Here is a 20790-nt window from a genome sequence, read left to right as displayed (position 1 = left end):
TACTTAAGAAGCCCAGTCGACAGACTGGGCTTTTTTTCGTCTCCACGGTCTCCTCTTCGATCTTCGCAGCAGAAGCCATGGCCTTCTTGAGTCGTAAGCTTGCTAGTAATAGACGCAGAGCCAGACGGTTGTCTCGGTCGGATGGGTCCACTCCACCCTGTGCTGAAGGTGCGCCGGGATGTTGATGTAATCCCCCGGCCCCAGATGGACGCGTTCCTGTACCCCGGTATCCGGTGTGATGAAGACCAGGATGGCCTCTCCCTGCACCAGCAATACCCATTCGTGTTCATCCTGATCGAACCACTCTCCGGTAGGGGTCTGCTGCCCCTGGGAGAGAATGCGCTCGATACGAACATTGTTGGTACTGACCAGATCCGCGAACACTTCACTGGACAGGGGGGAGGGGATCTGGCCAAGCAGGTTGCCTGTGTGCATGGGCTTCTCTCCGGTAGATGGGAACGTGGCTAGCTAAGAGTGTAGAAGCTTGGGATGGGCCTCTCTCATGGAAAATGAGGCCTCCAACGAGCCCTTTTATGAAAAACTTCGGGGAAATGGAGGCTTATCCGCTGCAATCTCGCCAAATTCTTGCTATTTTGCGCGCCAGCAAGCAAACGATTTCCCTCACACTTTCAGGATGAACTATGGCAACGCAACAAACGACGGCCCGCGCCGGCAATGGCGGGTTTCTGGATTCCTATTTCTCCATCAGCCAGCGTGGCAGCACGGTGCGACAGGAGCTGCTGGCCGGGTTGACCACCTTCCTGGCGATGGTCTACAGCATCATCGTCGTGCCGAACATGCTGGGCGCAGCCGGTTTTGAGCAGGGCCCGGTGTTTGTGGCGACCTGTCTGATCGCCGCCTTCGGCTCCCTGCTGATGGGGCTCTGGGCCAAGCTGCCGATGGCCATCGGTTGTGCCATCTCTCTCACCGCCTTTACCGCCTTCAGCCTGGTGCTGGGTCAGGGGCTGAGCATTCCGGTTGCCCTTGGCGCCATCTTCCTGATGGGGGTGCTGTTCACCCTGATCAGTGTCACCGGCGTGCGCCAGTGGATCCTGGACAACCTCCCCTCCGGCATCGCCCACGGTACCGGCATCGGTATCGGCCTGTTCCTGCTGCTGATCGCCACCAACGGGGTCGGCATGGTGATCAAGAATGAAGGGGCTGGCCTGCCGGTGCAGCTCGGCGAGATCACCGCCTTCCCGGTCATCATGACGGTGCTGGGTCTGGCTGCCATCTTCGGCCTGGAGCGCCGCAAGGTGCCGGGCGGTATCCTGATGGTGATCATCGCCATCTCCATCCTCGGCCTTATCTTCGATCCGAAAGTGACCTGGCAGGGCTTCTTCGCCATGCCGAGCCTGAGTGGCGAGAATGGCTCCCTGGTGGGCAGCATGGATCTGCTGGGCGCCCTCAATCCGGTGGTGATTCCGACCGTGTTGGCGCTGGTGATGACCGCCGTGTTTGACGCCACCGGCACCATCCGTGCCGTGGCCGGTCAGGCTGGCCTCATCAACGAGCGTGGTCACATCATCAGCGGTGGCAAGGCCCTGACTGCGGACTCCGTCAGCAGTATGGTGGCGGGCGTGGTAGGTGGTGCTCCGGCAGCCGTCTACATCGAATCTGCCGCAGGGACCGCTGCCGGCGGCAAGACAGGTCTGACCGCCACTCTGGTCGGCGTGCTCTTCCTGCTGATGATCTTCCTCTCCCCGCTGAGCTATCTGGTACCGGCCTACGCCACCGCACCGGCCCTGATGTATGTGGGCCTGCTGATGCTGGGCAACGTCACCAAGCTGGACTTCAACGACTCGGTCGATGCCCTCTCCGGCATGCTGTGCGCCGTCTTCATCGTGCTCACCTGCAACATCGTCACCGGCATCATGCTGGGCTTCGTGGCCCTGGTGGTCGGCCGCCTGTTTGCCGCCGAGTGGAAGAAGCTCAACATCGGCACCGTCATCATCGCCGTGGCCCTGGTGATCTTCTACGCCGGTGGCTGGGCCATCTAATCCTCACGCTATCGAGAAGGGCCCTGCGGGGCCCTTTTTCATGGCTGTGAGGCGGCTAACACTTTCCCGGATCTTCCCCATCCGCTCGTTTCAGATTGAAACGTCAGGCTTTGTTTGCTGTTTCAGATCCGAACCGAAACCCCTGTCATTTTTATCCCCCTATGGCTCGCTAGACTGGCTGCATCAACCATCTGTCCACCCGTGTGGTGGCAAGCCAAGGAGTGAGCCATGAAGAAGCTGATCAACGCTGTCGATGCCGTGGTCCGTGAACAACTGATGGGGATGGCCGCTGCCCACCCCGAGCTCAAGGTGCGAATTGAACCCCACTACATCACCCGCGCCGACGCCCCCGTGACGGGCAAGGTGGCGCTCGTCTCCGGCGGCGGCAGCGGCCATGAGCCCATGCACGGTGGCCTGGTGGGCAAGGGAATGCTGGATGGTGCCTGCCCCGGCGAGATCTTCACGTCCCCGACCCCGGATCAGATGTACGAGTGCGGTCAGGCCGTCGACGGCGGTGCCGGCGTGCTGTTTCTGGTGAAGAACTACACCGGCGACGTGCTCAACTTCGAGACCGCAGTCGAGCTGCTGCACGGTGACGGGGTCAAGGTGGGCTTCGCCCTCATCGATGACGACGTGGCGGTGAAGGACAGCCTCTACACCGCTGGCCGCCGTGGTGTTGCCACGACAGTGCTGTGCGAGAAGCTGGTCGGTGCCGCCGCCGAGGCGGGCTACGATCTGGCGCGCTGCGAGGCGCTGGCCCGTCGCATCAACAACCAGAGCCGCACCATAGGCGTGGCCATGAATGCCTGCACCGTCCCTGCTGCCGGCAAGCCCTCCTTCACCCTGGCTGACAACGAGGTGGAGTTCGGCGTCGGCATCCACGGCGAGCCGGGCATCGAGCGCCGTCCCTTCACCGACCTCAACGCTCTGGTGGACGACATGTTCAAGGAGCTGACCGACAACAGCCCCTATGGCCGCACCCTGCGTCACTGGGATCGTGCCTCCGGCAGCTGGCAGGAGGAGCACACCTTTATCGAGCCGCTCAATGGGGGTGACAGGGTCATCGTCCTGGTCAACAGCCTCGGCGGCACCCCCATCTCCGAGCTCTACGGCGTCTACGGTCGCCTCGCCACCCTGTGCGAAGAGGCGGGCATCCATCTGGTGCGCAACCTCATCGGCCCCTACTGTACCTCCCTCGACATGACCGGCATCTCCATCACCCTGCTCAAGGTGGATGACGAGCTGATGACCCTGTGGGATGCCCCCGTTCACACCCCGGCCCTGCGGCGCGGCTGCTGAGGAATATTCATGTTAAGCAAGCATCAGATCGTCAACTGGCTGCTCGACTGCGAGCACATCTTCACCGAGCAGCGTGACTACCTCACGGCGCTGGATACCGACATCGGCGACGGCGACCACGGCCTCAACATGCAGCGCGGCTTCGCCAAGGTGGCGGAGAAGCTGCCCGCGGTGGCGGACAAGGACATCGGCCAGGTGCTCAAAACCACCGGCATGACGTTGCTTTCCTCGGTTGGCGGCGCCAGCGGACCCCTCTATGGCACCTTCTTCATCCGGGCCGCGGCCAGCAGCGATGCCTGCCAGAGCCTGACCCTCGGCCAGCTCGGCAAGATGCTGAGCGACGGGGTGGAGGGGATCGTCTCCCGCGGCCGCGCCGAGCCGGGTGACAAGACCATGTGTGACGCCTGGTGGCCCGCTCTGGCCGCCCTGCAACAGGCGGAACAACAGGGCCTGCCGCTCCCCGAGGCGCTGGACAAGGCGGTGGCTGCCGCGGCAGCCGGCACCGAGGCCACCATCCAGATGCAGGCCCGCAAGGGGCGCGCCAGCTATCTTGGTGAGCGCAGCATCGGCCATCAGGATGCGGGGGCCACCTCGACCCTGCTGCTGCTGACCGCCCTGCGTGACAGAGCGAGGTTGTGACATGATCGGCATCGTAGTGGTCTCTCACAGCGCCATGCTTGCGGCCGGTTTGAAAGCCCTGGCCGATCAGCTGGGCAGCCCGGCGAAACTGTTGCTGGCGGCCGGGGTCGATGACCCCGCCCATCCCATCGGCACCGACGCCATCGCCGTGATGAGTGCGATGGAAGAGGCGGATGACGGCAGCGGGGTGCTGGTGCTGATGGACTTGGGCAGCGCCCTCCTGAGCGCCGAGACCGCCCTCGAGCTGCTGCCCCCAGAGCTGAGCGCCCGGGTGCGGCTCAGCCCCGCGCCCCTGGTCGAGGGCACTCTGGCCGCCGTGGTGGCCGCTGGCGCAGGCCTGACGCTGGACGAGGTCGCCGCCGAGGCGCTTGGCGCCCTGGGCCCGAAGCAGGGGATGCTGCCTGCCAGTGCGGCGCAGGTCACCACGGAGGCAGCCCCCGTTGCCGACGACGGCTGGCTGCGCTGCGAGGTGGTGGTGGAGAATCCCCACGGCCTGCATGTGCGCCCCGCCGCCCGACTGGTCGCGGCACTCAAGCCCTTTGCCGCTGAACTCAGGCTGCAAAAGGGGGAGAAAGAGGCGAATCCCCGCAGCCTGAGCCGGCTCGCCATGCTCGATGTGCGCCAGGGAGACGCGCTCATCCTGCTGGCGCGAGGTGAGGATGCCGGGGCGGCGCTGAGCTGCTTCCAGCAACTGGCGCAGGATCGCTTCGGCGACTGAAACATTCCCCCATCCGGGCCCCGTCACGACGGGGCCCGCTTTTTTTTTGAGGGGCGTTCTGGTCAGTGGTGGTAGTCGGCGGGATCGATGTCGAGCAGTTTGAGCCGCCGCCAGAGGGTGGTGCGGCTGATCCCGAGCTGGCGCGCCATCTGGCTGACCTGGCCCTTGCTGGCACGGGCGGCCCGCAGGATCGCCTGATGCTCCAGCTCCGCCAGGGTGAGCAGCGGCTGTCCCACCACCTCGTCCGCCAGCAGGCAATGGCCCTGGCGGATGGCGGCCGGGAGCGCTCGGGGCGGGATCTGTGCCTCACTGCAATGCAGCTGGGCGTACTCGATGGCGCTGCGCAGCTCCCCCAGGTTGCCGGGCCAGGGGTAGGCCAGCAGGCAGTCGAGGGCGTCAGGGGTGAACTGGCGCCCCGGCTCGCCCCCCTGCACCGCCAGGTGCTGGCGGATGAGTCCTGGCAGATCGGCGCTGCGTTCCCGCAGGCTCGGCAGCCAGAGTTCGCACCCTTGCAGCGCATAGAGCAGCTGGCGACCGAATTCCCCCTCCTGCACCCGCTGCTCCAGCGGGGCGCTGCTGGTCGCGATGATCCTCACCCTGAGGGGCAGGATGCGGGCGGAGTCGAAGCGCTGGATGCGCCCCGTCTTGAGCAGTTGCAGCAGGGCGGCCTGCATGGGGGCGGGCAGGCACTCCACCTGCTCCAGCACTAGCGTGCCACCGTGAGCCAGCTCGAACTTGCCTGCCCGCTCCTGCCCCGCCTCGTCGGACCCCATGAGTTCCAGCGCCATCCGCTCCCTCGGCCATGCCTGGCAGTTGAAGATGACCAGGGGGCCGGCGGCTCGCTCGCTGCCAAAGTGGATGGCCTCCGCCAGCTGGGCCTTGCCCACCTCCTCCTCCCCCCGCAGCAGGACGGGGCCCTGTCCCCTGGCCGCCTGGCGGGCGTGGCGCAGCAGTTTGCGCATGGCGCTCGACTCCCCCACCAGGGCGGAGAGCTCGGGCACCGTCTGGCGCAGTTGATGAATGGCGCGCAGCCGATCGGTGGGATGGAGCAGGACGATGAAGCTGACCCCGTCCGGCCCCGGCAGGGGCTTGAGGCTCACCAGGGCGTCGATGAAGGCCTCGCCCCGGGTCTCTCGCCGCTCCAGCGTCACCTCCACATGACTCAGGGGGGTCATCTCCGCGATGGCCAGACGCAGGCGCTGGGGCATCAGCAGATGGTGATCGAGGGGCTGGCCCAGGCAGACAGCCGGGTCGAGTTGCAGCCGACTGGCCGCCAGGGCGTTGAGGTAGCGCAGCCGCCCCTGGGGATCCCAGGCCAGCACGCCGTCTTCCATGCCATCCAGCAGGGCATAGAGCTCGCTCAAGTGGTGCTGGGACTCCTGCATCAGGCGCTCCATCTGCAGCAGATTGGCCAGCTCGCGGCCGGCGCTGACGGTGAGCGCGAGATCCCCCGGTGCGGCCTCTTCCACCCGGCAGATCAGGGCCACGATCGCCACCTGGCGACCGGTGCTGTTGTAGACGGGGCTGGCACAGCAGTGCCAGGGGTGGAGACGCTGGTTGAAGTGCTGGGGGCCGCTGACGCAGAGCGGCACCCCCTCCAGGGCCGCCAGGTTGACGGCATTGGTGCCGATGCGTCCCTCGCTGAAAAACGCGCCTGGGCCAAAACCGAGTGCCGCCAGCGCCTGCAGGGTATCGGGGTGGCCGGTCCGGGCCAGCAGGCAACCGCTCTCGTCGGTGAGCAGCAGGGCGCAGGGGCGCCCCTCCATGAACTCGTAGAGATCCTCCAGCGCCATCTCGCCGGTGGTGAGCAGGTCCCGCTTGCGCTGGCGCAGGCTCTCCAGGGTCTGTCCTCTGGCGCAGTGGGGAGGATGCCAGAGGGACGCGCTGGTCTGGTGGGCACAGCGCAGCCAGGAGGCCTGCAGGTGCTCGGGCCAGGACGAGAGGGGCTGGGGAACGGATGGCATGGTCACGGCGATATCCGGCAAAAGGGAAGGGGCCATTTAATCACCCTAGCCGCCCCGATTCAGTGACCGCTCTCAGAGTGTCGCGTCCTGGTCCCGGGTGGCAGCCTCTGCGGCAAACTGCTGCTGGAGCCAGTGGCTCACCGCCCGGCACTGGGGGCTGCCTTCGCTCTCCTGATGGATCAGCATGTTCCAGTTCGGCCCGGCCACCCGGTGGGACGAGAGGGGCAGCAGCCACCCCTGTCGGCGTGCGTCGCGAGAGAGCAGCTCGCTCGCCAGCGCCACCCCGAGCCCGGCGCTGGCCGCACCCTGCAACAAGCCGGGATCGGAGAAGTTGAGCCCCTGGGTCTGCAGGTGCAGATCGTCGCCGCCCTTGAGGGTCCAGTGGTGCCAGTCCATCTCCCGCTCCCCGTGCAGGGTGGTGCGCTCCTGCGCGGGCTGTGCCAGCACGGCCGGGCTCGCCACCGGCAGCAGCCGATCCGCCAGCAGCGGCTGATGGCGGCATTCCGCCTGGGGAGCCAGCCCCCAGCGCAGCGAAATGTCGATGGTCTGCTCGGCCATGTTCGGCGTGTCGTCGCTGGTGAACAGCCAGAGATCGATGCCCGGATGCTGGGTGTGAAGGTCGGCCAGCCGGGGCAGCAGCCAGAGGCGGGCGATGGCGGTGCTGGTGTTGAGCACCAGCTGGTTCGGCTTGCGGTACTGCTCGAGGCGCTGTATTCCCACCGCCAGTTGCAGCAGTACCTGCTGGGTAGTCTCCAGCAAATCCTGGCCCGCGTCGGTCAGGGCGACGGAACGTCCCTGGCGGTGAAACAGAGGCTGGCCAAGCAGCTCCTCCAGCGAGCGGATCTGCTGACTGATGGCAGACTGGGTGAGGTGCAGCTCCTGGGCCGCCTGATGAAAGCTGCCGAGCCTGGCCGCCGCCTCGAAGCCGCGCAGCACGTTGAGAGGGGGCCAGTGTTTGAACATCATTGATTAGCTCCGCTTATCACTTTTATCGAAAATCGATCGTTTGTTACCCATCAACGGGGAGAATAGTCTATTCCCATCGTCAATAACCTTAATAGTACCTAATCAGAGAGGCTGAGATGCGCGAGCAGGGAATGAGGGCTGTGGGCTGGTTCATGCCAGCGGAGTGGTGCCGGCACGCGGCGACCTGGATGGTCTGGCCGCACAACAAGGCGCTGTGGGAAAACGGCTGGGGCGTAACCCTGCCCCAGGTGCAGCAGGACTTCGCCCGGGTGGTCAATGCCATCGCCCGCTTCGAACCGGTGAACCTGGTGGTGGATCCCGCCGCACAGGCGGAGGCTCGCGCCCTGTGCGGCGACGGGGTACGCTTCATTCCCCTGCCGGTGGATGACAGCTGGTGCCGTGACTCCGGCCCCACCTTCATCTGCCATCCCGAGCTTGGCACCGCCGGGATCAGCTGGCGTTTCAACGCCTGGGGCGGCAAGTCGGCCCACGGTCTGGACGAGGGGCTGGCGCGACGCGTTCTTAACAGCCTGGAGCTGGAGTGCATCGGCAGCTTCCTCGCCAACGAAGGGGGCGCCATCCATGTGGATGGGGAGGGCACCCTGATCACCACGGAGTCGGTGCTGCTCAACAGCAACCGCAATCCCGGCATGACCAAAGTGGAGATCGAACGGATCTTCAGCCGCCTGCTCGGCATCGAGAAGACTATCTGGCTGCCGGGGGATCCGGACCACGTCACCGGCGACATGACGGACGGTCATGTGGACGGGGTCTGCGCCTTCAGCCGCCCCGGCCACCTGCTGGTGGATGCCACCCTGGACGGGCACTCCACCTATGGCCGCGTGGTGCGGGAGAACCGCCGAGCCCTGGCCCTGGCCACCGATGCGAGAGGTCGCTCCTTCGAGTGCCTCGAGCTGTTCGAGGCGAGCGAGGCGGTGGACGCCGAGGCGGAGGTGTTCTGCGCCTCCTACACCAACTTCTACATCGCCAACGGCGCCATCATCATGCCCGCCTACGGCGTAGGCGCGGACGAGGCGGCGGGGGAGGTGCTGAGGCACGCCTTCCCGAACAGGCAGCTGGTGCCGGTGCGCATCAACCAGTTGGCCCACGGCGGGGGCGGCATTCACTGCATCACCCAGCAGCAGCCGGCCTGGCCGGTGCAGGGGTAAGCGTTTGGAGCGGCCTCGTCAGGCGTCTGCGAGGCCTCATGACGGGATCAGGGAGGAGAGATTCATGAACAAGGTCGTCGCAACCATGCAGTTTGCCTGTCAGCGGGAACGCGTGTCAGGGAGGGTATCCGGATGAGCAAGATCGTCGTCGCCACCACACAATTCGCTTGCAGCTGGGAGCTGGAGCGCAATCTGGACACAGCGGAGAGCCTGGTACGGGAAGCCGCCGCCAGGGGGGCCAACCTGGTGCTGTTGCAGGAGCTCTTCGCCACCCCCTATTTCTGCATCGAGCAATACCACGGCCATCTGGCGCTGGCGGAGTCGTTCGAGCAGAGCCGGGTGCTGCGCCGCTTCTCGGCCCTGGCGCGGGAGCTGGGGGTGGTGTTGCCCATCAGCTGGTTCGAGCGCGCGGGCAACGCCTGCTTCAACTCCCTGGCGGTGGCGGATGCGGATGGTCGCCTGCTCGGGGTCTATCGCAAGACCCATATCCCGAACGCCATCGGCTATCAGGAGAAGGAGTATTTCAGCCCGGGGGATACGGGGTTTCGGGTCTGGGACACGGCCGCCGGCCGCATCGGGGTCGGCATCTGCTGGGATCAGTGGTTCCCGGAGGCGGCCCGCGCCATGGCGCTGCAAGGGGCCGAGCTGCTGCTTTACCCCACCGCCATCGGCTCCGAGCCGGGGGCAGAGGGGCTCGATTCCAGGGATCACTGGCAACTGACCCAGCGCGGCCACGCCGCCGCCAACATCATGCCGGTGATCGCCGCCAACCGCATCGGACGCGAGGTGGCGACCCGGGATCCCGCGTTGCAGATGCGCTTCTATGGCTCCTCCTTCATCACGGATCACAAGGGGGCTCTGCTGGCCGAGGCGGACAGGGATACCCCGGGCGTGCTGGTGCGGGAGCTGGATCTTGCCGCCATGGCCGAGGAGCGGCTGACCTGGGGCATCTACCGGGATCGTCGCCCCGAGATGTATGGCGCCTTGCTGAGCCTGGATGGGCAGGGCCAGCGGGGAGGGCGTCCATCATGAGCGCCTTGACCAAGATAGCCACGGCACTGGCCCTGCTGCTGGGTCTGGGGGCCCAGGCCGCAGAAGGGGCGGGGGAGGCGACAGAGGAGAAGGTGCTGCGCCTCTACAACTGGTCCGATTATTTCGCCCCCGATACCCTGAGCGAATTCACCCGGGAGACCGGGATCCGGGTCATCTACGACGTGATGGACAGCAGCGAGACCCTGGAGGCCAAGCTGATGGCGGGTCGCAGCGGGTATGACCTCATCTTCCCGGGGGACACGGTGGCGGAGCGGCTGATGCGGGCGGGCAGCCTGCAGCCCCTCGACAAGGGCAAGCTGCAACACCTGGGGGACATAGACCCCGGCCTGGCGCGGTTGCAGCAGGCCTACCCCCATGCGAAGGAGGCTGTGGTGCCCTACACCTGGGGCACCATAGGGCTCACCTACAACGCGGACGCCATCCGGCAGAGGATGCCGGATGCCCCGGTCAGCAGCCTGGACATGCTGTTCAAGCCCGAGCTGGCGGCGAAATTTGCAGATTGCGGCATCTCGGTCATCGACTCCCCGGACGAGGTGCTGGCGGTGGTGCTGCACTATCTTGGGCGGGATCCCCGCAGCGGCAAGGCGGACGATCTGGAGGCGGCCCTGGCCCTGCTCAAGGGGATCAAGCCCTATATCCGCAAGTTCCAGTCCCAGCCGGTGACTCAGCTGGTGAACGGGGATCTCTGCCTCTCCCTGGGCTACAGCGGCGACATGACTCAGGCCAGGCGCGCCGCCGCCGAGGCGGGCAAGCGGGTCGACTTCGAATACCGATTGCCGAAGGAGGGGAGCACCATCTGGATGGACACCATGGCGATCCCGGCGGATGCCCCCCATCCTGACTATGCCTATGCCTTTATCAACTTCGTGATGCGCCCGGCCAACATGGCGGCCATCACCAACAGCACCGGTTATCCGACTGCCAGTGCCAAGGCCAGACCCATGGTGGATGCCACCATGACGGCCAACCCGGATATCTACCTGGACGAGGCCAGCTACCAGCGGCTCATTCCGGGTCAGGATATAGCACAATCCCAGATGCGTGCCCGCATGCGAGCCTGGACTCGCTTCAAGAGCAGCCTCTGAACCCAGGAGTAGAACGATGTTTTCCCGACGCCACGTATTGAAACAACTGGTCGCCCTCGGCGCCATTGCCGGGTTTGGCAGCCTGCCCGGTGCCCGCGCGGCCTTCGCCGCCGGCGAACCCGGCGCCGCCGCTCGCTACCACATGCCGGAGGAGTCCTCCCCCCAGGCCCTGGTGTGGGTGGCCTTCGGGGCCACCAGCGAGATCTGGGGTCGCCACTACAAGGAGGTGCAGGCCACCATAGGGCGGCTGGTGCAGGCCATGGTGCCTTACACCCGGGTCAACGTGCTCTGCCACGAGGATGACGAAGCGCTGGCGCGCCAGTTGTGCGGCGAGCGCAACACCCACTTCGTCCACGCCGAGATGGATGACATCTGGCTGCGGGATACCGGCGGCGTCTTCGTGCAGGACGAGCAGGGAGGGCTCGGGCTGGTGGACTTCAACTTCAACGGCTGGGGTGACAAGCAGGAGCACAGCCATGACGCCAGGGTCGCCGCCCTGGTGGGCCGGCAGACCGATGCCTATTACCTGCAGAGCGAGCTCATCGGTGAGGGGGGCGGCATCGAGGTGGATGGCAACGGCACCGCCATCATGACCGAGAGCAGCTGGATCAACAGCAACCGCAACCCCGGCCTCACCAAGGCGCAGGTGGAGGCGGAGCTCAAGGCCAACCTGGGGCTGCGCAAGATCATCTGGCTGCCGGGGATCAAGGGCCGCGACATCACGGATGCCCACGTGGACTTCTACGCCCGCTTCGTGCGCCCCGGGGTGGTGGTGATCAACATGGACAACGATCCCGACTCTTACGACTACAAGGTGACCCGCCAGCACCTCGCCATCCTGCAGCAGGCGACGGACGCCGACGGCAACAAGCTGGAGCTGCATCAGCTGCCGCCGCCCCTGGGCGGGCGGGACAACAAGTTCAGCCGCAGCCCGGACTTTGCCGCCGGTTACATCAACTACCTGCCTATCAACGGCGCCGTCATCGCTCCCCAGTTCGGGGATGCCAGGGCCGACCGCCATTGCCGGGATCTGCTGGCCAGCCTCTATCCGGGGCGCAAGATAGTGCAGATAGACATAGACCCGGTGGCGGCCGGGGGCGGCGGCATCCACTGCATCACCCTCCATCAACCTGCCTGATCTTACGCGCAGGCCGCCTCTGGCGGTGTGACGCAGAACAAGGGGCGCCTCGGCGCCCCTTGTCCTTGCTGGCGTTCCATGGCGCCTCGCTCAGATCCCCGTCATGCCGATCTCGTCGAGCTGGACGTGAGCGGGTTGGCGCAGGGTGTAGAGCACGGCCTCGGCCAGATCCTCCACCTGGAGCCAGCCGGGCTTGCGATCGCCCGGGCAGGCCGGGGGCGGCACCTGCACCAGTCCGGGACAGAGGGTGTGGACCCGGATGCCTTGATGCTGCACCTCTTCCCGCAGTGCCCGGGCGAACCCCAGCACCGCAAACTTGGCAGCGCAGTAGACGCTGGCCCTTGCATAGCCGTGCCTGGCGGCCTGGGAGGCGATGTTGATGACGGTGCCGTGGCGGTTTGCCAGCATGTCCGGCAGGCAGGCCCGGGTCAGCAGGAAGGTGCCCTTGGCACAGGTATCCATCACCCTGTCCCACTCCGATTCCGGCAGATCCTGCACCAGGTGGTCGCTGCCGACCCCGCTGTTGTTGATGAGCAGATCGACGGGGCCTAGCCGTTCCCGGATCCGGGCATGGCCGTCCCGCACCTGATCGCCGTCGCACACATCCAGCGCCAGTGCCATGACTCGCACCCCGTATCGCGCCTCCAGTCTGGCCGCTTCCTGCTCCAGCAGCCCCAGGCGGCGGGAAGCCAGGATCAGCTCCACCCCCTGGCTGGCCAGGGCCTCGGCGATGGCCAGTCCGATGCCGCTGGCGCCGCCGCTGATGAGGGCCCGTGTTGCTCTCAGTTCGTTCATCTTGTGTTCTCCTCCAATGGTGCAGGCATTGTGGCGGGCGCCTTCGGCAGGGAACAGGGGAGGGGAAGGAGTGATTCGAACCCTGGTTCGTGTTTTGGCGTTCCGGTTCGAACTTTGGTTCTAAACGCCGCGACCAGCCGTTGGCTCGATTAGCCGTAAGGGGTAATCAGACGTTCGCGTAAATCAATTCTCCCGCTATAACAGCCATCCATATTTCCCTGCAGACAGATGCCGCTGATTCATGGACACACCGGACAGCGGCATCTCGATCGTCCGATTACGCTTCGCTCATCGAACCTACATGGGACGGTAATAAACAGAAGAGCCGCCCTGGGGCGGCTCTTTGCATCGGGGATGAATGAATCGTCACGGCGCCTTGGGCGGTTCCACCAGAGCGGTCGCCGGTTGGTCATCTTCCTTGATCCAGGCATCCAGCAGGGTGTAACCCACTGCCAGCACCACGGGGCCGATGAAGAGACCGATGATCCCCATGGCCAGCAGGCCGCCGATGACCCCCACCAGAATGAGGATCAGCGGCAGGTCGGCCCCGCGTTTGATGAGGAAGGGGCGCAGGAAGTTGTCCATGGTGCCCGCCAGCAGGGACCAGACCAGCAGGAAGGTGCCCCAGGTGGTGTCCCCGCTCCAGTAGAGGTAGCCGACGCTGGCCAGCAGCACCGGGAAGGGGCCTATCTGGGCGACGATCAGCAGGAACATCAGCACCACCAGCACCATGACATAGGGAATGCCGGCGATGAGCAGGCCCAGGCCCGCCACCGAGGATTGCACCAGGGCGGTCACCACCACCCCCATGGCGACGGCACGGATGGCCTGGGAGGCGAGCACCACCGCATTGTCACCGCGCTGGCCCGCCAGACGGTGGGCGAAGCGGCGAATGCCTTCTGCCGCCTTCTCCCCCGAGTGGTAGAGCAGGCCGCAGATGGCCACGGTCAGCAGGAAGTGGACGAACAGCAGGCCGAGGTTGCCCGCCTGGGCCGCCAGCCAGCGGGCGGTCTGGCCGAAGTAGGGGGCCAGCTTGGTGAACAGCACCTGGCCGCCGCTCGCGAGGATCTGCTGCCAGAACTCATAGAGCTTGTCGCCCACCAGGGGCACTTGCTGCAACCAGAGCAGCTCGGGGGGCGGGGATTGGCTGAGCTCGGTGCCCAGCTCGATGAGCATGGGGGCCTTCTCCGCCACGTTGGCCAGCGTCATGAAGAGGGGAATGACGAAGATGAGCAGCAAGATGCTGGTCATCAGCAAGGCCGCCAGGGTGCGCTTGCCCCACAGCAGGCGCTGGGCCATCTGCATCAGGGGCCAGGTGGCGATGGTGATCATGGTCGACCACACCAGGGCGGGCAGGAAGGGGCGCAAGACCATGAAGCACGAGATGATGAGCAGGCTGAGGAACAGCAAGCCCAGGGTGATCTTGGCCAAATCCACTTTTTTCATATTCATGGCATTCCCTTAACGAGGGGTTGAGCGCCCGGTTCGGGCACCGTGACGGATAGCGGACAACGACCACCAGAGCCCGGCGCTGAGCCAGAACCCCAGGCAGCCAAAGAGCCACCCTTGTCCCGCGAGGATCAGCAGAGAGCTGCTGGTGAGCGCGGGCACCAGGAACAGGAGCCCTGCCACGACCAGTCCCCCTGCCAGGGTCAGCAGCGCGGCGGGCAGGGCGGGGGTGGGGCTCCGTTCGAGTGATAGCAGATTACCCGATACCAGCCCCAGGGTGAACATGGCAAGCCCGGCCAGGGCGGTGGACTGGGTGAGCCAGGCCGAGAGGGCGCTGGCGATGAGCAGCCCGGCCCAGGGGAGCGGGCGTGCCGCCAGCTTCGCCAGCGGGGCGCGCAGTGCCAGCAGCAGGGCCCCCAGGGCAAGGCCGGCCACCACATCCGAGAGGAAGTGGACCCCCAGCCAGACCCGGGCCAGTCCGGCCACGCCGGCCAGCAACAGGGCCAGCAGGGCCCCCTGCCAAACCCGCAGCGCCGGCAGCCAACCAAGCAGCAGGCCCCAGTAGAGCAGGGTCGAGGCGGCGTGGCCGCTCGGCATGCCGAAGCCCTGGGCACTCTGGCGGGCCAGCTCGGGTTGCAGGTGGAAGGGCCTGGGCCAGCCGATGCCCGCCTTGAGCAGGTTCACCACCAGGGTGAGCAGCACCATGGCAAACAGCAGGTGGCGCAGCCTGGACCAGCCGAGCAGGGGCAGCAGCAAGGGCAGCAGCGCCAGCTGGAAGGGGGCCGAGCCCAGCAGATTGCCCGCCCTTGGCCAGAGCGCATCCGCCCCGAGCCATTGTTGCAGGCGCTGGATCTGCGGCAACTCGGCGCGGTGCAGCGCACTGGCCGCGTCGCTGAAATCCGTCACCCACAGCACCTGGCTCTCGGGCACCTCGGCCAGCCTCGGGGCTATCCAGTCGATCTGCGCCGGGAAGCGACGCTGGTCAGGGGGCAGGTCGGCGGCCGCGATCAGCCTGGCGTTCAGGATCTCGCCACCGAGATCCGGGGCCTGGAGCAAGGAGACAAACCCCGTCCCCCGCTGGACCCGCAGGGGCTCCAGGGTCTGGCAGGCGAACACCCTGGCCCGTTGCCAGCGCCCCAGCTCGCCGGTGACGCGACCCTGGAGGCCGGTCTCCTCGAACAGCTCGCGCAGGGCCGCCTGCTCCGGGGTCTCCCCCCTGTCGATGTAGCCGCCGCTCAGGCTGTAGCGCGAGGAGAGCCTGTCCTGCACCAGCAGGATCCCTTGCTGGTGGCGGATCACGCAGGCGGCCGCAGAGGGAGGGGATTCGGCGCGGGAGGCGGGCAGGGCACCGCCCAGCAACAGCAGCAGGCAGAAGACGACTCGAAACATGATGACACCCAGGGGCAAGGAGTGGGGACAAGGGTCACAGAAATCAGACGGCCGGGCAATGGCTTGCAGGGGGCACCGACCCTGTCGGGGACGCAAGGATTGCCGTCTGCGCGGGCAGTCCCTAGTATTGGCGGCTATTGTTCTTCTCATTCACTACATTGTGGGGCTCTTCATGCGACAGTTCGGTTTCTTTCTGGGGATTGCCATCGGCGTCATCCTGATACTGTTTGGCAGCATCGTCATCTTCCAGGCCCTGCCTGCTGCGCTGGACGTGCTGGAGATGCCGAGCCGGATCCCCTTCGTGCGCGAGGTGTACACCTGGCTGATGAGCAGCGCCAACGGGCTCACCGCCCAGCTGGAGCAGAACTTCCTGGAGGCCTTCCAGACGGTGCTCAAGCTGATCCTGCTCATCACCTTCATGTGGGTCTGCGTCAAGCTGGTCAACATGGGGGTGCTGATCATCCGGGCCGGCGTCGACCTTATCCGCACCGCCATCGAGCACAGCGAAGAGAAGGGTGCCAAGCCCACCGAGCAGGACCGCCATTTCTGATCTTCCCCTGCCACGGGTCAGATAAACAACAGGCCATCATGTGATGGCCTGTTTTTATGGTGGCATGACGCTTAAATAAGTCAGTTAAGCAGTTTTTCCAGCTCCGCTTCGGCATCCGCCCTGGCCTGATCGCTCAGGGTGCCGGAAGTCGCTTCCCGCTTCTCGCCCTGTTGCTGCACCGCCTTGGCCGCTTGCTGCTGTGCACTGGTCGCGGCACTGATGGTCGCTGCGCTGCTGGCGGCTTGTTGCTTCGCCGTGGTTGCGGCACTGCTGGCGGCCTGCTTGGCGCTGTCGTTCACTGCCTTGGTCGCTTGCTGCTGTGCGGTGGTGGCGGCACTGATGGTCGCTGCACTGCTGGCGGCCTGCTTGGCGCTGTCGCTCACCGCCTTGACGGCTTGTTGCTGCGCCGTGGTTGCGGCACTGCTGGTCGCTGCGCTGCTGGCAGCCTGTTTGGCGGTGTCACTTACTGCCTTGGCGGCTTGTTGCTGCGCTGTAGTGGTGGCGCTGCTGACGGCCTGCTTGGTGCTGTCACTCACTGCCTTGGCGGCTTGCTGCTGCGCCGTGGTTGCGGCACTGATGGTCGCTGCGCTGCTGGCAGCCTGTTTGGCGGCGTCACTTACCGCCTTGGCGGTTTGCTGCTGCGCGGTGGTGGCGGCACTGATGGTGGCTGCGCTGCTGGCGGCCTGTTTGGCGGTGTCGCTCACCGCCTTTTCGGCTTGCTGCTGCGCCGTGGTTGCGGCACTGCTGGCGGCCTGCTTGGCGCTGTCGCTCACCGCCTTGGCGGTTTGCTGCTGCGCCGTGGTGGCGACACTGATGGTCGCTGCGCTGCTGGCGGCCTGTTTGGCCGAGTCGCTCGCCGCCTTGGTCGCTTGTTGCTGCGCCGTGGTGGCGGCACTGCCGATCACCTGTCTGGTGGAGTCGGACAGGGCCTTGCTGGCGCTCTGTTGCAGGCCCCCCATCATGGTGCCCAGCAGAGAACTGCCAGCGCCCGTGAGCCCCTGACCGGCACCGGTCAGGGCCGTGGCGGCCGGGGTGGCCTGGGACTGCCAGCCCTGCATGGCGCTGGGCCAGGTCGGGGTGGCGGCCGTCAGGTTTTCCCCGAAGACCTGGGTCGCCCCGTCACCTTTTTGCACCATGACGGCGAGCTGGTTGGTGTCGGCGTTCCAGACCATGCCGGCCTGTTTGGCCACGTCCGGCACGGGGGCGTAGCGGGAGACCACGTAAAAGAGCGGCCCCTCCTGTTGCAGCTCGTCGGCGGTCTTGAGCAGCTGCATGGTGCTCTCGTAGTTGGGCCCCAGCATGGCAGTCATTCTGTCCTTGATCAGCGGCTGCTCGAACAGGTTGGCCTCGTTCGGATCGAAACCGACCAGCGGCTTGAGCAGGGCCCACATCAGCTGGCTGGTGGGGCTCATCATCAGCAGGGGGGCGACACAGGCGGACAACATCAGGCTCAGGCAGGCAGCCTTGAGCAACGGCATGATACGCATTGACAACATATCCAGTTAATTATCTGATTATTAAGGGTTATTCATTACCGCATCCCGGCGATGCCGGTGGGGGCCCACGGCAGAACCCTGACAGGCCTTGGCGGGCGCAGGCAGGCTATCATATTGCTTCCGGAATGCCAGATGAGCCGACATTTATTGGTCAAGTCGAGGGCTCTGCTGGTCGCTTTACACTTTCACTCCCCCGTGACAGGAATTCCCATGATCCGTTGTGCAGGTTGTCTGCTGGCCCTTGGCTGGCTCTTCCCCGCGTTGGCCGCCCCGGCGTCCAACACCCTCAGCCACTCGGTGGGCACCGAGCTGGTACTGCCCCTTGGTTCGCTGCCCGAGCGGGTGTGCTGGTATCAGGATCAGAAATACTCTCAGGGGGCCCGTATCCAGCAGGGGGAGCTCTGGCTGGAGTGCGCGCCGCAACAGGCGATGGAGACCAATGGTCCCCTGATCTGGCGAGAGGTGACGACGCCGTCACAGAGTGGTGAACCGGAGGACAACCAGCGGACGATCCGGGTGGGCCAGTGAGCCTTTTCTTGATCCAGCTACAGACACGGGCGTGATCTCTATCGCATAATGCGGCTCTTTCTTCTCTTGACTGGGATCTAAGCAATGGCTCGTCGCTCTTCCAATGCACAACGTCGTCGCAGTAGCTGGTGGTACAAACGCTTGTTGGCAAGGGAGCGGGAAGAGCGCGAAGCGCGTTCCGTCCGGGATTGATACCGCATTGAAATCGGAGCCTCGGGCTCCGTTTTTATTGGTGACTAAACGTTCATTACCGCAGGCAGGTTTATTACCAGAGGTGGACAATGGTGCCGCTCTGCCAGTGCACAACGTCGTTGCCGTCGTAAGCTGGCGGTACCAACCCTTGTTGGCAAGGGTACGGGAAGCGCGCGAGGGCGCTGCGTCCGGAATGGATACGGCATGGAAGAACGGAGCCTCGGGCTCCGTTTTTGTTGGTGACTAAAAGTGCACTACCGCAGGCAGGTTTATTACCACAGGTGGATAATGGTGCCGCTCTGCCAGTGCACAACGTCGTTGCCGTCGTGAGCTGGCGGTACAAACCCTTGTTGGCAAAGGAGCGGGAAGAGCGCGAGGGCGCTGCGTCCGGGATGGATACCGCATTGAACAACGGAGCCTCGGGCTCCGTTTTTATTGGTGACTAAAAGTGCATTACCGCAGGCAGGTTTATTACCACAGGTGGACAATGGTGCCGCTCTGCCAGTGCACAACGTCGTTGCCGTCGTGAGCTGGCGGTACAAACCCTTGTCGGCAAGGGAGGGAAGCGCGCGAGGGCGCTGCGTCCGGGATGGATACGGCATGGAAGAACGGAGCCTCGGGCTCCGTTTTTATTGGTGAATATAAGTGCATTACCGCAGGCAGATTTATTACCACAGGTGGATAATGGTGCCGTTCTGCCAGTGCACAACGTCGTTGCCGTCGTGAGCTGGCGGTACAACCCCTTCATTCAGCAAAGACCGTCATGCGAGAACGGGGGCCATCGGGCCCCCGTTTTGCATTTGCAGAGGTTGGCTGCCTGCGACTCAGCGTTGCAGGGCGGCCAGGGCCAGCTCGACCCGCTTGGCGTACTCGGGGTCGGCCTGCTCGAAGTGCCTGAGCTGGGCCGCGACGATGGCGTCATCCTCCACATTGATGAGGGAGCGGGCCAGGTTGGCGGCGAGGCGGGCACGCTGCCCCTCGTCCATCAGGCGGAAGAGATCCCCCGGCTGGCTGTAGTAGTCGCTGTCGTAGTCACGAAAATCGTAGTGCAGGGCAGCCCCTTCCAGACTCAGGGCCGGTTCGTGCTGCTCGCTCGGCTGCTGGGTGCCGAAGCGGTTCGGTTGGTAGTTGGGGCTGGCGCCACCGTTGCTGTCGGCCCGCATGGCGCCGTCGCGGTGGGCACCGTGGTGGAACGGGCAGCGCGGGGCGTTGACCGGCAGCAGGCCGTGGTTGACGCCGAGGCGATAGCGCTGGGTGTCACCGTAGGAGAACAGGCGACCCTGCAACATGCGATCCGGCGAGAAGCCGATGCCGGGCACCACGTTGGCCGGGGTGAAGGCGGCCTGCTCCACGTGGGCGAAGTAGTTGTCCGGGTTCTGGTTGAGCTCAAGCACCCCGACCGGGATGAGCGGGTAGTCCTTGTGGGGCCACACCTTGGTGAGGTCGAACGGGTGGATCTTGTAGGTCTGGGCCTCGGCCTCTGGCATCACCTGCACATAGACCTTCCAGCGCGGGAAGTCGCCCCGCTCGATGGCGTTGAACAGATCCGCCTGGCTGGTCTCTCTGTCATGACCGACGGCGGTGGCCGCCTCTTCATCGGTGTAGAAGCTGTGGCCTTGCTCGGTCTTGAAGTGGAACTTGACCCAGAAGCGCTCGTTGGCCGAGTTGATGAAGCTGAAGGTGTGGCTGCCATAGCCGTTCATCTCCCGCAGGCTCCTGGGGATGCCGCGATCACTGAACAGGATGGTGACCTGGTGCAGGGATTCCGGGTGGCGGGACCAGAAGTCCCAGGCGGCGGTGGCGCTGCGCAGGTTGGTGCGCGGATCCCGCTTCTGGGTGTGGATGAAGTCGGGGAATTTCAGGGGATCGCGAATGAAGAACACCGGGGTGTTGTTGCCCACCAGATCCCAGTTGCCCTGCTCGGTGTAGAACTTGAGGGCGAAGCCGCGCACGTCGCGCTCTGCGTCGGCGGCCCCCTTCTCGCCGGCCACGGTGGAGAAGCGCAGGAACACCGGGGTCTGCTTGCCGACGGCGTTGAACAGGTCGGCCTTGCTGAAGGCGCTGATGTCGTGGGTCACGGTGAAGGTGCCGTAGGCGCCCGAGCCTTTGGCGTGCACCACCCGCTCGGGAATGCGCTCGCGGTCGAAGTGGGCGAGTTTCTCCATCAACCAGATGTCTTGCATCAGGACGGGGCCGCGGGGGCCGGCGGTGAGGCTGTTGTTGTTGTCGACGACGGGGGCGCCGTTGGCGCTGCGCAGGGTCTTGTCGGTCATGGCAGGTCTCCTTGTGATGAGTCGCCAGACTAGGTGAAGTGGGGGAGCGGCTCCAATGGAGTGTGCCTAACCCTTTGATTGGTTTCG

18 protein-coding genes are annotated in these 20790 nt (G+C 65.3%); 10 read left to right on the top strand and 8 right to left on the bottom strand.

Going from position 1 to position 20790, the window contains the following annotated elements:
- Positions 1-102 precede the first annotated feature (102 nt).
- The gene (locus tag BN1120_RS13575; protein ID WP_042016499.1) at positions 103-435 is read right to left on the bottom strand and encodes a cupin domain-containing protein; all 333 of its coding nucleotides are present in this window, start codon (positions 433-435) and stop codon (positions 103-105) included.
- A 206-nt stretch (positions 436-641) separates the two neighbouring features.
- Between BN1120_RS13575 and BN1120_RS13570 the strand changes: the two genes are divergently transcribed.
- The 4 genes from BN1120_RS13570 (at position 642) to dhaM (ending at position 4656) form a co-directional block, all read left to right on the top strand.
- Positions 642-2000, top strand: a complete 1359-nt coding sequence (locus BN1120_RS13570) for an NCS2 family permease (protein ID WP_010675944.1) — start codon at positions 642-644, stop codon at positions 1998-2000.
- Between the two features lie 228 nt (positions 2001-2228).
- A complete protein-coding gene (gene dhaK / locus BN1120_RS13565; protein WP_042016498.1) occupies positions 2229-3299 on the top strand; it encodes a dihydroxyacetone kinase subunit DhaK in 1071 nt (356 codons plus the stop codon).
- Between the two features lie 9 nt (positions 3300-3308).
- Positions 3309-3938 carry a dihydroxyacetone kinase subunit DhaL gene (dhaL, locus tag BN1120_RS13560; RefSeq protein ID WP_005306235.1) on the top strand — a complete coding sequence of 210 codons (630 nt, stop codon included), beginning with the start codon at positions 3309-3311 and terminating at the stop codon, positions 3936-3938.
- 1 nt (position 3939) lies between these two features.
- Positions 3940-4656 (top strand): dihydroxyacetone kinase phosphoryl donor subunit DhaM, encoded by a 717-nt coding sequence (gene dhaM, locus BN1120_RS13555; protein WP_042016497.1) that lies wholly within the window; start codon positions 3940-3942, stop codon positions 4654-4656.
- Positions 4657-4718: 62 nt separating this feature from the next.
- Here the strand turns inward: dhaM and dhaR are convergent, their stop codons facing one another.
- Entirely contained in the window at positions 4719-6620 is a 1902-nt protein-coding gene (dhaR, locus tag BN1120_RS13550; RefSeq protein ID WP_042016501.1) for a dihydroxyacetone kinase operon transcriptional regulator DhaR, read from the bottom strand.
- A gap of 72 nt (positions 6621-6692) precedes the next feature.
- Positions 6693-7586 carry a LysR family transcriptional regulator gene (locus BN1120_RS13545; protein WP_042016496.1) on the bottom strand — a complete coding sequence of 298 codons (894 nt, stop codon included), beginning with the start codon at positions 7584-7586 and terminating at the stop codon, positions 6693-6695.
- Positions 7587-7702: 116 nt separating this feature from the next.
- On the opposite strand from BN1120_RS13545, the gene BN1120_RS13540 reads away from it, so the two are divergent.
- The 4 genes from BN1120_RS13540 (at position 7703) to BN1120_RS13525 (ending at position 12031) form a co-directional block, all read left to right on the top strand.
- On the top strand, positions 7703-8755 hold the full coding sequence (locus BN1120_RS13540) for an agmatine deiminase family protein (RefSeq protein ID WP_042016495.1): 1053 nt from the start codon (positions 7703-7705) through the stop codon (positions 8753-8755).
- Positions 8756-8887: 132 nt separating this feature from the next.
- A complete protein-coding gene (aguB, locus tag BN1120_RS13535; protein ID WP_042016494.1) occupies positions 8888-9787 on the top strand; it encodes an N-carbamoylputrescine amidase in 900 nt (299 codons plus the stop codon).
- Positions 9784-10893 (top strand): extracellular solute-binding protein, encoded by a 1110-nt coding sequence (locus BN1120_RS13530; RefSeq protein WP_042016493.1) that lies wholly within the window; start codon positions 9784-9786, stop codon positions 10891-10893. Before aguB ends, BN1120_RS13530 begins: the two co-directional genes overlap by 4 nt.
- A 16-nt stretch (positions 10894-10909) precedes the next feature.
- On the top strand, positions 10910-12031 hold the full coding sequence (locus BN1120_RS13525) for an agmatine deiminase family protein (RefSeq protein ID WP_042016492.1): 1122 nt from the start codon (positions 10910-10912) through the stop codon (positions 12029-12031).
- Between the two features lie 90 nt (positions 12032-12121).
- Here BN1120_RS13525 and BN1120_RS13520 read toward each other — a convergent pair whose 3' ends face one another.
- The 3 genes from BN1120_RS13520 to BN1120_RS13510 form a co-directional block, all read right to left on the bottom strand.
- Positions 12122-12826, bottom strand: a complete 705-nt coding sequence (locus BN1120_RS13520; protein WP_042016491.1) for an SDR family oxidoreductase — start codon at positions 12824-12826, stop codon at positions 12122-12124.
- Between the two features lie 366 nt (positions 12827-13192).
- The gene (gene ydiK, locus BN1120_RS13515) at positions 13193-14278 is read right to left on the bottom strand and encodes an AI-2E family transporter YdiK (protein ID WP_041211897.1); all 1086 of its coding nucleotides are present in this window, start codon (positions 14276-14278) and stop codon (positions 13193-13195) included.
- A 9-nt stretch (positions 14279-14287) separates the two neighbouring features.
- Positions 14288-15664, bottom strand: a complete 1377-nt coding sequence (locus BN1120_RS13510) for a bifunctional NUDIX hydrolase/phosphatase PAP2 family protein (protein WP_042016490.1) — start codon at positions 15662-15664, stop codon at positions 14288-14290.
- Positions 15665-15836: 172 nt separating this feature from the next.
- Here BN1120_RS13510 and BN1120_RS13505 point away from each other — a divergent pair, with 172 nt between their 5' ends.
- Positions 15837-16214, top strand: coding sequence for a hypothetical protein (locus BN1120_RS13505; protein WP_010675931.1), 378 nt, complete (start codon positions 15837-15839; stop codon positions 16212-16214).
- Positions 16215-16294: 80 nt separating this feature from the next.
- Here the strand turns inward: BN1120_RS13505 and BN1120_RS13500 are convergent, their stop codons facing one another.
- A complete protein-coding gene (locus tag BN1120_RS13500; protein ID WP_042016489.1) occupies positions 16295-17701 on the bottom strand; it encodes a hypothetical protein in 1407 nt (468 codons plus the stop codon).
- Between the two features lie 219 nt (positions 17702-17920).
- Between BN1120_RS13500 and BN1120_RS13495 the strand changes: the two genes are divergently transcribed.
- Positions 17921-18238 (top strand): DUF1496 domain-containing protein, encoded by a 318-nt coding sequence (locus BN1120_RS13495; RefSeq protein ID WP_052455411.1) that lies wholly within the window; start codon positions 17921-17923, stop codon positions 18236-18238.
- A 1016-nt stretch (positions 18239-19254) separates the two neighbouring features.
- Here BN1120_RS13495 and BN1120_RS13490 read toward each other — a convergent pair.
- A complete protein-coding gene (locus BN1120_RS13490; RefSeq protein ID WP_042016488.1) occupies positions 19255-20703 on the bottom strand; it encodes a catalase in 1449 nt (482 codons plus the stop codon).
- Between the last annotated feature and the right edge of the window lie 87 nt (positions 20704-20790).

It is taken from the genome of Aeromonas caviae (genome assembly GCF_000819785.1).
Lineage (GTDB): Bacteria > Pseudomonadota > Gammaproteobacteria > Enterobacterales > Aeromonadaceae > Aeromonas > Aeromonas caviae.
Note: the sequence above shows the minus strand (reverse complement) of the source record. Positions and strands in the feature narration are given on the sequence as shown.

Bases quoted from the DNA above. Each gene is read 5' to 3' on its own strand.
- aguB (WP_042016494.1), top strand. From the start codon at position 8,888: ATGAGCAAGATCGTCGTCGCCACCACACAATTCGCTTGCAGCTGGGAG.
- BN1120_RS13500 (WP_042016489.1), bottom strand. From the start codon at position 17,701: ATGCGTATCATGCCGTTGCTCAAGGCTGCCTGCCTGAGCCTGATGTTG.
- BN1120_RS13510 (WP_042016490.1), bottom strand. From the start codon at position 15,664: ATGTTTCGAGTCGTCTTCTGCCTGCTGCTGTTGCTGGGCGGTGCCCTG.
- BN1120_RS13530 (WP_042016493.1), top strand. From the start codon at position 9,784: ATGAGCGCCTTGACCAAGATAGCCACGGCACTGGCCCTGCTGCTGGGT.
- BN1120_RS13525 (WP_042016492.1), top strand. From the start codon at position 10,910: ATGTTTTCCCGACGCCACGTATTGAAACAACTGGTCGCCCTCGGCGCC.
- ydiK (WP_041211897.1), bottom strand. From the start codon at position 14,278: ATGAATATGAAAAAAGTGGATTTGGCCAAGATCACCCTGGGCTTGCTG.
- BN1120_RS13540 (WP_042016495.1), top strand. From the start codon at position 7,703: ATGCGCGAGCAGGGAATGAGGGCTGTGGGCTGGTTCATGCCAGCGGAG.
- dhaR (WP_042016501.1), bottom strand. From the start codon at position 6,620: ATGCCATCCGTTCCCCAGCCCCTCTCGTCCTGGCCCGAGCACCTGCAG.
- BN1120_RS13495 (WP_052455411.1), top strand. From the start codon at position 17,921: ATGATCCGTTGTGCAGGTTGTCTGCTGGCCCTTGGCTGGCTCTTCCCC.
- BN1120_RS13520 (WP_042016491.1), bottom strand. From the start codon at position 12,826: ATGAACGAACTGAGAGCAACACGGGCCCTCATCAGCGGCGGCGCCAGC.
- BN1120_RS13505 (WP_010675931.1), top strand. From the start codon at position 15,837: ATGCGACAGTTCGGTTTCTTTCTGGGGATTGCCATCGGCGTCATCCTG.
- BN1120_RS13545 (WP_042016496.1), bottom strand. From the start codon at position 7,586: ATGATGTTCAAACACTGGCCCCCTCTCAACGTGCTGCGCGGCTTCGAG.
- BN1120_RS13490 (WP_042016488.1), bottom strand. From the start codon at position 20,703: ATGACCGACAAGACCCTGCGCAGCGCCAACGGCGCCCCCGTCGTCGAC.
- BN1120_RS13570 (WP_010675944.1), top strand. From the start codon at position 642: ATGGCAACGCAACAAACGACGGCCCGCGCCGGCAATGGCGGGTTTCTG.
- dhaM (WP_042016497.1), top strand. From the start codon at position 3,940: ATGATCGGCATCGTAGTGGTCTCTCACAGCGCCATGCTTGCGGCCGGT.
- dhaK (WP_042016498.1), top strand. From the start codon at position 2,229: ATGAAGAAGCTGATCAACGCTGTCGATGCCGTGGTCCGTGAACAACTG.
- dhaL (WP_005306235.1), top strand. From the start codon at position 3,309: ATGTTAAGCAAGCATCAGATCGTCAACTGGCTGCTCGACTGCGAGCAC.
- BN1120_RS13575 (WP_042016499.1), bottom strand. From the start codon at position 435: ATGCACACAGGCAACCTGCTTGGCCAGATCCCCTCCCCCCTGTCCAGT.